The sequence below is a fragment of the Lysinibacillus sphaericus genome, from assembly GCF_015844675.1.
GTDB classification, from domain to species: Bacteria; Bacillota; Bacilli; order Bacillales_A; family Planococcaceae; genus Lysinibacillus; species Lysinibacillus sphaericus_E.
The window spans coordinates 19,425-30,331 of the sequence record NZ_LDGC01000055.1 but is presented as its reverse complement, the minus strand read 5'-3'; the positions used below and the strand labels follow the sequence as shown (position 1 = coordinate 30,331).

Annotated in this window: 10 protein-coding genes, 1 tRNA gene, 1 rRNA gene, 1 other RNA gene and 1 pseudogene; 4 read left to right on the top strand and 10 right to left on the bottom strand. The window is 37.8% G+C overall.

The features are described 5' to 3' along the window. The 7 genes from ABE34_RS14180 to ffs form a co-directional block, all read right to left on the bottom strand. Positions 1–283 (bottom strand): 16S ribosomal RNA (locus ABE34_RS14180); the annotation flags it as partial. 290 nt (positions 284–573) lie between these two features. Then, on the bottom strand, positions 574–846 hold the full coding sequence (locus ABE34_RS14175) for a pro-sigmaK processing inhibitor BofA family protein (RefSeq protein WP_197143188.1): 273 nt from the start codon (positions 844–846) through the stop codon (positions 574–576). A 193-nt stretch (positions 847–1,039) separates the two neighbouring features. After that, positions 1,040–1,255: a YaaL family protein gene (locus ABE34_RS14170; RefSeq protein WP_197143187.1), complete on the bottom strand. Its 216-nt coding sequence runs from the start codon at positions 1,253–1,255 to the stop codon at positions 1,040–1,042. 13 nt (positions 1,256–1,268) lie between these two features. Further along, complete coding sequence (gene recR / locus ABE34_RS14165) at positions 1,269–1,865, bottom strand: recombination mediator RecR (protein WP_197143186.1); 597 nt, start codon at positions 1,863–1,865, stop codon at positions 1,269–1,271. An 11-nt stretch (positions 1,866–1,876) separates the two neighbouring features. Then, positions 1,877–2,191 carry a YbaB/EbfC family nucleoid-associated protein gene (locus ABE34_RS14160; RefSeq protein ID WP_079564086.1) on the bottom strand — a complete coding sequence of 105 codons (315 nt, stop codon included), beginning with the start codon at positions 2,189–2,191 and terminating at the stop codon, positions 1,877–1,879. Positions 2,192–2,212: 21 nt separating this feature from the next. After that, a complete protein-coding gene (gene dnaX, locus ABE34_RS14155) occupies positions 2,213–4,000 on the bottom strand; it encodes a DNA polymerase III subunit gamma/tau (protein WP_197143185.1) in 1,788 nt (595 codons plus the stop codon). Positions 4,001–4,304: 304 nt separating this feature from the next. Further along, positions 4,305–4,572: signal recognition particle sRNA large type (gene ffs, locus ABE34_RS14150), an RNA gene on the bottom strand. 391 nt (positions 4,573–4,963) lie between these two features. Here ffs and ABE34_RS14145 point away from each other — a divergent pair. From ABE34_RS14145 to ABE34_RS14130, 4 genes are all read left to right on the top strand, one after another. Then, a tRNA-Ser gene (locus ABE34_RS14145) sits at positions 4,964–5,056 on the top strand. Positions 5,057–5,493: 437 nt separating this feature from the next. Further along, positions 5,494–6,756, top strand: a complete 1,263-nt coding sequence (locus ABE34_RS14140; protein WP_197143184.1) for an ATP-binding protein — start codon at positions 5,494–5,496, stop codon at positions 6,754–6,756. Continuing rightward, on the top strand, positions 6,757–7,635 hold the full coding sequence (locus ABE34_RS14135; RefSeq protein WP_197143183.1) for a response regulator: 879 nt from the start codon (positions 6,757–6,759) through the stop codon (positions 7,633–7,635). 90 nt (positions 7,636–7,725) lie between these two features. Beyond that, positions 7,726–9,000, top strand: coding sequence for a cation:dicarboxylate symporter family transporter (locus ABE34_RS14130; RefSeq protein WP_197143182.1), 1,275 nt, complete (start codon positions 7,726–7,728; stop codon positions 8,998–9,000). A gap of 44 nt (positions 9,001–9,044) precedes the next feature. Here ABE34_RS14130 and ABE34_RS14125 read toward each other — a convergent pair whose 3' ends face one another. The 3 genes and pseudogenes from ABE34_RS14125 to ABE34_RS14115 all read right to left on the bottom strand — a co-directional run bounded on the left by ABE34_RS14125 (position 9,045) and on the right by ABE34_RS14115 (position 10,751). Then, positions 9,045–9,665, bottom strand: a complete 621-nt coding sequence (locus ABE34_RS14125) for an RraA family protein (protein WP_197143181.1) — start codon at positions 9,663–9,665, stop codon at positions 9,045–9,047. 77 nt (positions 9,666–9,742) lie between these two features. Further along, a pseudogene (locus tag ABE34_RS25160) lies at positions 9,743–10,003 on the bottom strand (hypothetical protein); the annotation flags it as partial. Positions 10,004–10,223: 220 nt separating this feature from the next. Continuing rightward, on the bottom strand, positions 10,224–10,751 hold the full coding sequence (locus ABE34_RS14115; protein WP_346655566.1) for a TIGR00730 family Rossman fold protein: 528 nt from the start codon (positions 10,749–10,751) through the stop codon (positions 10,224–10,226). Positions 10,752–10,907: the final 156 nt, after the last annotated feature.

Genomic DNA, 10,907 nt, shown 5'->3' with positions numbered 1-10,907 from the left:
CTTGGTGAGCCGTTACCTCACCAACTAGCTAATGCGCCGCGGGCCCATCTTATAGCGACAGCCGAGACCGTCTTTCAGTATTTCACCATTAAGTGAAATAGATTATTCGGTATTAGCCCCGGTTTCCCGGAGTTATCCCAAACTATAAGGTAGGTTGCCCACGTGTTACTCACCCGTCCGCCGCTAACGTCAAAGGAGCAAGCTCCTTCTCTGTTCGCTCGACTTGCATGTATTAGGCACGCCGCCAGCGTTCGTCCTGAGCCAGGATCAAACTCTCCATAAAAGAAATTTGATTAGCTCAAATTGTTTTGCTGGCATCATGTTTGATGTCCAAAATTTTGTTTCGTTCGCCAACTCAAGGTTAGTTACTAAAAACTTTATTGATTACGTTTTGCTTGTTCAGTTTTCAAGGTTCATTTCGTCACCATTTCTTCAACAGCAACTTTTATATAATATCATGTCTCGAATTCGATGTCAACAGCTAAATTATTTAATTTAAAATTCATTTGTTTAACAACCGTTATCTTAACGACTCTTATTACTATACCACAATATTTTCTCTTTGCAAGTGTTTTATAAAAAAAAGATTAACGCAGTTACTCCCAGTACACCCGGAATACCTAATATCGCAATGGTGAACACTGAGAATAGATTAATTGGCACTTCATAACCTGCATATCCTATGCCTAAGTGAATAATAAATAATAGTAGAAAGGCAAAAGCAAATCTAAACCAAAACACAGACATCCCTTCTAATATTTTACCCATCTTGGCATGTCTTATTATTATATAAAGAAAAAGAAGCACTATAGGCACACCAACACTCATAATTACTAACCACGACATATGGTTTCCCCCTTAAATATAATTATGAAAGTTTATGTTTCCTATTTTGCTTCTATGAATATCAATTATGCCTCGGAATAATTGCAGCTGTCTCTTTGCTTTCGCTGCAGAAAACATTTACTTATTTCCGATTCCGTTCCCATTAACGCATATCAGCGGATGTTTGGACACCCGCTGATATTTTAAAAAACTATTATTTAATTAATACTCTCCGAATTCTAGCTTCCTTGAATAAATAAAAATGTATACTCTCCGCTACTTTTCGTTGAACAATTGCTTCTAAATCATAATCATCTATTAGTTCTTCAATTATCTTCGCTTGCTGTAAATCCTCTTTTGTTCCTTTTATAAGACTCACAAGCTTGTCATCGAATTCTTTTTTTAATTTTCCCTTACTGCGGAAGAACATATTAATCCCTCACTCACAATTCTCGGCGACCTTCCATTGCCTTCGATAACGTTACTTCATCTGCATATTCTAAATCTCCACCTACTGGTAGACCATGAGCGATTCGTGTTGTTCGAATACCAGACGGCTTCACTAGACGAGAAATATACATAGCTGTTGCCTCGCCTTCAATAGTTGAATTTGTGGCTAAAATAAGTTCCTGAACAGTCTCATCTTGCAAACGAACTAGCAGGGAAGCGACATTAATATCCTCTGGACCAACACCATCCATAGGTGAAATAGCTCCCTGTAATACATGATACATACCGTTAAAATCGCGCATTTTCTCCATTGCAATCACATCTTTTGTATCTTGAACAACACAAATAATAGAATGATTTCGTTGTTTGTCGGTACAAATATGGCATGGATCTACATCAGTTATGTTGCCACATACGGAGCAGTAGCTTAAATTTCGTTTAGCATCAACTAATGCCTTTGAAAAGGATAAAACGTCATCCTCTTTCATTGTTAATACAAAAAACGCCAGACGGGCCGCGGTTTTCGGCCCGATACCTGGCAATTTCATAAAGCTATCAATTAGTTTCGATATTGGTTCTGGGTAGTACATTTATTTACCTCCTAGAATGGAAGGTTCATGCCCTGAGTGAATTTACCCATTGTTGCATTTGTTTTTTCATCTACTTTTTTCAATGCTTCATTTGTAGCAATAACAATTAAATCTTGTAGCATTTCGATATCATCTGGATCTACTACTGATGGATCAAGATTTACTTCTACGACTTCACGTTGACCAGTTACAGATACTTTCACCATACCGCCACCAGCTGCGCCTTCAAATTGCTCTGCGTTTAAAGCCTCTTGAGCCTCCATCATTTCTTTTTGCATTTTTTGCATTTTTTTCATCATACCTTGCATATTTCCCATTCCACGCATAAACATATTCCTCCTAAATGATTAGTCTTCAACAATTTCAATAAAATCTTTACCAAACAGCTTTTCTGCTTCCGTCACAAGTGGATCTTGTGACGCAAGTGGTTGAGCATCGTCGATAAATGGGCCATCTGGCATTTCTGCCGGTGGCGGCTCTAATAACTCTACTTCAGGATCATTCTCATCCTGAGACTTTTTCTGCTGCTGTAAGCCATGATCACGAATAAACTCTTCACGTAATTTTAACCAAGCATCATCAGGTGTACAAAGCATTTCATACATAGTACCCGTTTGCCCTGCAATTAATTGTGTGAATTGAGCTTTTAGGGCTTGATTATCAGCAACCATTTGACAATGAATATCATACTTGAATTTTAACACAAAAGCACTTGAAGATGCCGCAACAGGTTCAGCCTCTGCTAAAAGAGCTGATTGAGATTTTTGCATTTGGTTTAATGCCTGCGCCCAAACTGATTTGATACGTTGCACATCTTGCTTTGTAGCATCCTTTAGCACCTCTTGAATACGCCCCGTCGGTGCTTTATAGCCATTTGGATTTTTAGCTCGTGGACGTTGCTCTTTTGGTGTTTGCGTTGCTTGCACAGAAGCACCCGCTTGCAATTGGGCTGATAGTTGTTGCACCATCTGCTCAAGTGTCACAATTTTTTGAGCGAGCTCCGGGCTCATAGCTACCTCACCTGAAGTAGTAGTTTGGCCAACTGCCCCTCCCGAAAATTGCACCATTTTAAGTAACGCTGTTTCCAAGTAAATCTTTGTATGGTGGGAGAACCGCATTTCTTGCTGTGTTTTCGCTAAAATATCAATGTAGCCATATAGCAAATCGGGTGCAAAATCATGCGCTAATGTAAATACTCGCTCCTCTGGTGATACTAGCTCTAATAATTCAGCCAAATCCTCACTAGTTTGCAGTAATAATAAGTCACGGAAAAATGTAATAAGGTCCTCCGAAAGGCGAAGTGGATCTTTCCCATCCGCAATAAGCTGCTCTAATAACGCAAGCATTTGTGCGACGTCTTTTACTTTTAGAGCTTCTGCTAATTCATAGAAAACTTCCTGACTAATAGAACCTGTTACAAGCAATGTGTCCTCTAACTTCAACATTTCCCCGCTGAAGGATACAACCTGATCTAATAAACTTAAAGCATCACGCATACCACCAGCTGCTGATTGTGCGATTACCTTTAAACCTTGCTCCTCAAATGGTAACTCAATATCCTCTAATACAACTTTCATGCGCTCAATAATATCATTGGTTGAAAGACGCTTAAAATCAAAGCGCTGACAACGCGAAATAATCGTTGCAGGCAATTTATGGGGCTCTGTCGTCGCTAAAATAAATACAGCATGAGAAGGTGGTTCTTCTAATGTCTTTAAAAGTGCATTGAAAGCACTGGTGGAAAGCATATGCACTTCATCAATGATATACACTTTATATCTGCTACTAGCAGGAGCAAATCGTACTTTCTCAATGATGTCACGTATTTCTTCAACGCGTGAATTAGACGCAGCGTCAAATTCAATAACATCTGGATGAGAACCATCTGTAATACTTAAACAAGTAGCACATTCATTACAAGGCTCATTTGATGGTGCCTGCTCACAGTTTAAAGCCTTCGCAAAAATTTTAGCTGTACTTGTTTTCCCGGTACCACGCGGGCCAGAGAATAAATAAGCATGCGTTGTTTTATTCGCTAGGAGAGCATTTTGTAGCGTTCTTTTGACATGTGCTTGACCAGACATTTCCCGAAATGATTGTGGTCGATACACACGATAAAATGCTTGATACGTCAATGGTTTCCTCTCCTCTTCTTCATTATATAGAATAGTTCTATTATAGCATTCGCTTCATTATTTATAAAATAGTGTCATCGTTTTTCTAAAAAATTCAGGACCATTGTTTTTCACCATCTCTACTTATAAGGGAGACTGATGTATCTCTTATGTACCTATCCTACCCGTCGCCTTGTACATTTTGTACCTTCTTTAAACGTTCTGGCAACTACCCCTCCGTCTAAAGAATCTAAAAACAACTTGTAAAATAATAAAAAAACGCATCCGCCTTTTGGACGGATGCGTTTGAATTGGCAATTTAATGCCGTGCACCTTTCTTCGACAGCCGCACATAAGCGTTACTCTTGTCGTTAGCTCAGATTAGGCAACCCCGCGGCACATGAATAAGACCACTTAATGCTGCTTCCTTCCGGACCTGACATGGTTCATGGGTATCCATTGCGCAGGACCCAATCGTCAACACTACGTGCAAAAGGCAGACCAAACAATACGGACAGCCTCTAAAAAGGAATTCAGTCTCGCTAGAGCGGATTGCGAGTTACAGGACACCGCTACCTTCCCACCTAGCACGGCAATAACTAGTATACTTACTGTTTTCATAAATTGCAACTTAATACGCATAATATTTGTGTGGAATATTCTATCAGTACTGTAAAAAAGAAATTATTAATCAATTATGCCTCGGCATAATTGCGTCCGGAATAGGCTTTGTGCTTAGGCCTGCAGATGTTTTTTGTGCGAAAGCGCAGTGCTAACGTAGCGACAACAACACGAAGACCGAGACGATGTCGGTCATATCGGTAATGCCACAGGACGTGGCGTTCATAGACTGAGTTCCTCTAATTCAGTGGGTGTTTGGACACCCGATGAAAGAAGTTAAAAAAAACTTAAAAAACTGTTGACGAGAATTTTGAAATATGATAAATTTATTTTTGTCGATGAGACAACGCAACAGAACAACATGGAGGTATACCCAAGTCTGGCTGAAGGGATCGGTCTTGAAAACCGACAGGCGGGTAACACCGCGCGGGGGTTCGAATCCCTCTACCTCCTCCAGTTTTAAAATTCCGACTACGAATGTAGCCGTTTTTTTTTGCCTAAAAATTATATGTAACACTTATTAGATGCCACTTCCGCTTAGGGTGTGGTATTTTTTTATTGTAAATTACGATTTTATAATTGATTCATTATGCCTCGGCATAATTGCGTCCACAATTGGCTTTGTATTTAGGTCCGACAAGATGTCGGTCATTTCGGTAATGTCACAGGATGTGGCGTTCTTAGAACAAGTTCCTCTATCTCAGCGGATGTTTGGACACCCTCTGTAAGAAGTTAAAAATCTATACCCCTTTCATCTCAAAGTCGTATTCTGGCCAACACAACGTCAAAAGTAGTGGTACAATTACTTTTATTTCAAACAAGCAAATGAGTTCTTTAGCAAATCTTTATCTTTTCTTTGCTATACTGCTCTGTTAATATTGGGAGGATTTTTTATGCATTCAAAATTTTACATATATCGTGCTTCCCTCACTTGGATTTTCACAATTGCACTGTTAACTGCTGTCGGTAGTGAGATTAAAATAATGCCTTTCTCGAATACAACTTTTCGTTTCGGATTAGGAAGCATCATTTTCTTTTTATGCACTTTACTTAAACCTACACCAATTATTTTGGCTGGATTTACTACAAGCATCGTGACAACTATTTTTCGAGTTATCATTAATTACTCTTTACATGATGTTCCATTAGTCGATAGTTTACTAATACATTTACCTGCTGCTACATTTTATATATCGTTCGCAGTATGCCTACAAATTCTAAGTATTCATCAATATAGAGAAAAACCACTATTGCTTGGATTACTAGTTGCGTTTAGTGAAGTGTTCAGTAATTTAGTGGAACAACTATTTCACTTTATTATAAATTCTTACACTTTTTTACTCCTCCCTGATTTACTTATACTTTTAGCAGTTGCTTTATTACGTAGTTTTTTTGTTGTTGGTATTTATAGTTCCATTTTAATTGCTGAGCAAAAAAAACGGGTTCAGGAAATGCTTACAATTGGCTCAGATTTATATGTTGAGACACTTTATTTGAAAAAATCTATGAACCATATAGAAGCAATTACTGCTAGTGGATTTGAGTTATATCGACAATTAAAATCACTAGGCTATCGTCCGGAAAGTTTACAGGCGCTCCATATTGCCCAGGAAATTCATGAAGTAAAGAAGGATTCACAACGCATTTATGCAGGTATTTCTAAAATTGTTGGTGACAAGAGCTTTGACTCACTCAGATTATCAGAATTATTACATTTTATTGAAGACGGCAACAGTAAGTACGCAGAATTTTTAAAGAAAGAAATTGAGTTTATAATAAATATTGATATCGATTTTCAAACGAAAGAACATATTGCTTTGCTTGCGCTTTTGAATAATTTAACAGCTAATGCTATTGAAGCCATTGAGAATCAAGGTATCATTTCTATTGCCATTCAGCAGCAACAGGATGATACTGTAATCACAGTATGTGATAATGGGAAGGGAATTCCACACAGTAATCTCTCTATTATTTTTGAACCTGGATACACTACAAAATATAATGTAGACGGTGTCGCAGCAACAGGTATTGGGCTTTCACACGTTGTTGAATTAGCAAATAAATTAAATGGCTCAATATCCGTTGAATCAAACAATCAAAACACGATGTTTAAAATTAAAATTCCTACGCAAACTATTCAAACAGGAGAGACTTAAATGAGGTATTTTATTGTAGATGATGATCGAGCAAGTCGGGTCATGTTAAAACAAATTATTGAAGATAGTGGTTTAGGTACAGTAATTGGTGAAGCACGTAATGGTGAGGACGCTATTCCACAAATTTTAATGACACAGCCAGAGTTTGTACTGATCGATTTGCTTATGCCTAAGCTTGATGGAATAGCAACAGTCGAGCAACTTATTCAAAATCGTTTTGAGGGACAATTTGTCATGATTTCTCAGGTAGTGAATAAGGAGATGGTAGGTGAGGCCTATGAGCAAGGTATAGATTTCTTTATTCATAAGCCAATAAACCGCATCGAGGTTGAAAATGTTTTACGTAAAACAACTGAACAATTTCGCCTAAAAAACTCATTGCTTATAATTCGCCAATCACTTACAAATATCGATCTAAGTGAACAAATAAATCATAAAGCGACGTCTCGCGATCATATTCAATCTATCTTAAATGATATGGGGATCGTTGGTGAAATCGGAAGCGAAGATATTATAGCTATCATCGAAACATTGCTTGCTCATCAGCACAAAATTGCACCACTACCTCCATTAAAGGAGCTTTATGAAGAAATTGCCGCTGTCACAAAGGCTACACCAGATGAAATTTTGAAGGAGAGTAAAGCCATTGAACAGCGTGTGCGCCGTACTATATTAGCAGCGATGATCAATCTCGCCAATTTAGGGGTCGTAGATTATACAAACTCGGAATTTGAATATTATGCTCCTCGATACTTTGACTTTAAAGAAATTCGTCAGCTTATGTCTCAGATAGAAGATCACGAAAATCGTAAAGCAAAAGTGAATATTAAGAAGTTTATTCAAGTGTTATATTCAGAAATTTTAACAAAAGTAAATTAATTTTCTCGGATTTTGTCGGATTCCATAAGTCCTCCGTATTATTAAAATAAGGCAAGTCCTAAAAACTTAATATTAGGGGGTACTAAAGTTTTGAAGAAGAAATTTAGAATCAGTTTAGCCACTCAAATTTTAGTCGGTTTGATTTTAGGGATTATTGTTGGCGGTATCTTTTACGGAAACCCCAAAATTGAAACATATTTACAACCTTTAGGTGATATCTTCCTTCATCTAATTAAAATGATTGTTGTACCAATTATTATTTCAACATTAATCGTTGGTGTTGCTGGAACTGGAGATATGAAACAGCTCGGACGATTAGGTGGTAAATCACTTATTTACTTTGAAGTTATTACAACAGTAGCAATTGTAGTTGGTTTACTATCTGCAAACTTGTTCCAACCAGGCGCAGGTTTAAACATGAACGAACTTTCTCAAGGAGATATTTCGAAATACGTTGCAACTACTGAAGAAGTACAGCATGAAGGACCATTTGATATTATTGTAAGCATTGTACCAACAAATATCATTCAGGCAATGTCTGAAGGTAATATGCTTGCTATCATCTTCTTCTCAGTTATTTTTGGTTTAGGGGTAGCTGCCGTTGGCGATCGAGGTAAACCAGTATTAGACTTCTTCCAAGGGGTAGCAGATGCTATGTTCTGGGTAACGAACCTCGTAATGAAATTCGCTCCACTTGGGGTATTTGGTTTAATTGGTGTAACCGTTTCCAAATATGGATTCGCTTCACTAATACCACTTGGCAAACTTGCTATTCTTGTTTATGCAACAATGCTATTCTTTATCTTTGTTATTCTTGGTCTTGTGGCAAAATTCACAGGTATCAATATTTTCTTCTTAATTAAAGTACTAAAAGATGAGCTAATTTTAGCGTTCTCAACGGCAAGTTCTGAGGCTGTGTTACCACGAGTTATGATGAAAATGGAGAAACTAGGTGCTCCAAAGGATATCGTATCCTTTGTTATTCCAACCGGTTACTCCTTTAACTTAGATGGTTCCACATTGTACCAAGCTATTGCTGCATTATTTATCGCTCAAATGTACGGTATTAACCTAAGCATTGGTGAGCAAATTACGTTAATGCTTGTATTAATGGTTACATCTAAAGGAATTGCAGGTGTTCCAGGCGTATCCTTCGTTGTACTTCTAGCAACTCTAGGTACTGTCGGCATTCCAGTTGAAGGTTTAGCATTCATCGCAGGTATCGACCGTATTCTTGATATGGGACGTACAGTCGTTAACGTAATTGGTAACTCACTTGCGTCATTAGTAATGGCGAAATGGGAAGGCCGTTTCGATACAGACAAAATGAAAAATTACTTTAAAAATAACGAAAACTTAGCATAAAAATAAAAAAACCTCACGATGTACGATGGCATCGTGAGTTTTTTTTACTTTGTTAGAGCTTTATCTAAATAAGCAATAATAGATTCTTTTCCATTTTTATGCGCCTCTTGTGCACGTATTTCATCTTTTTCAATCTTTACCTCAGCCGCTGCAATAATACGCTCTGCATCTTCCTGTGGAACGACAATGACACCGTCTACATCCCCAATAATATAATCCCCAGGACGAACAGAAACGCCCCCAATAGCAATAGGAACATTTACTTCCCCACCACCGTTTTTATAGCCAGCTGCTACCGTTGTGCCAAGTGAAAACACAGGAAAGTCTAGCTCGCGAATTGCTGCAATATCACGAATAACACCATCAACGACAAGGCCCTGTACACCAATACCCTTCGCCAATGAAAGAACAAAATCACCGGCAACTGCACGATTGGTATTCCCTTTAGCATCGATTACTAAAATATCTCCCTCTTTAGCAGTTCGGATTGCTTCCAATACTGCACCATTTTCGCCATCTGGTAAACGCACTGTTACCGCACGGCCAGCAATTTTATAATGATCTGCTAACGGTTTAATAGCACTACGTAAATTCGTATGTCCCCCTGTCGCATCTGAAACTGCAGTTGTTGGCAAATGCTTAAAACTTACTTCCACCTTTGTCATCCATAACACCCCTATTATGATTTATGAAAGCTTACACAATTATTGTAAATAAAACTCATCTACTATTTCAATATATATCAGAAAATTATGTAAATAAAACAATTGACGGGGTACTTATGATACAAAAGACATTTGTTGAAAGGAGTTAAATTATTTTGGTAAAATGCCTTGATTGTTCGTCTATTACCTCTTGCATCCATTCTTTCGATTTTATCCTGATAGCTATTACCAGTAGCTAAGTTTCGCCAAAATTTTCCGTATTCCATATTATTTGCAAATTCAGGTAAACAAAAATCCTTATGATCTTTTCCTATCATTTCTTCAACTTTATAGCCTAATGTTTTAGCAAAAAGTCATTTACATAGGTAACTTTATGGTCTATACCAAAACGTAATGGCTATATTTCGTTCAATTGCCAACACTACTTGATCATCGGTAACTTTCGCCTGCATAACCTACACCTCTTTCATTGTATTAGCGACCTAAAATTTTTATAGTTATGAGCCTAACAAAAATATTTATACAGATTATTTATTGCAGAAAAAACATGGGCATATATTACCCATGTTTTTTTAATAAACTTAATACTTCCTCCGATGTAGTAGCTACACGAATAAGTGGCTGTTGTTCTGTTCGTATAAAGCCTTCCTCAAGCATTTTCTGAAAGTGTTGTAAAATCGCATCATAAAAGCTATTTACATTATATAGGATTACGGGCTTTTCATGTAATCCTATTTGTGCCCACGTAAACACCTCAAAATATTCATCTAATGTCCCACCACCACCTGGTAAAGCTATAAAAGCATCTGCTAACTCCACCATTTTGGCTTTACGTACATGCATAGACTCCACAAAATGAATCTCTGTTAACGAGGCATGTGCCAATCCCCGCTTCTGCAAATGAGTTGGCATCACGCCAATAACCTCTCCGCCAGCTTCTAATACTGCATCTGCTACTTTCCCCATCAGACCTGTTTTCGAACCACCATAAACGACACCATGACCATTTTGAGCTAATACAGTCCCTAATTCGGCTGCCTTCTCTGCATAAATTGGATCTATGCCTAAGCCTGAACCACAATACACTGCTATTCTTATAACAATCCCTCCTACCCAAAAGACGTGACACAATAGCTACATATTGTCTCACGTCTTTTAATCATTTATTTTATTCAATTGCTGTTTCTGCCCACCGCTTCGCTTTCGGCCAGAACGCAAAGCTTCCCTTGCTATATGTTACAT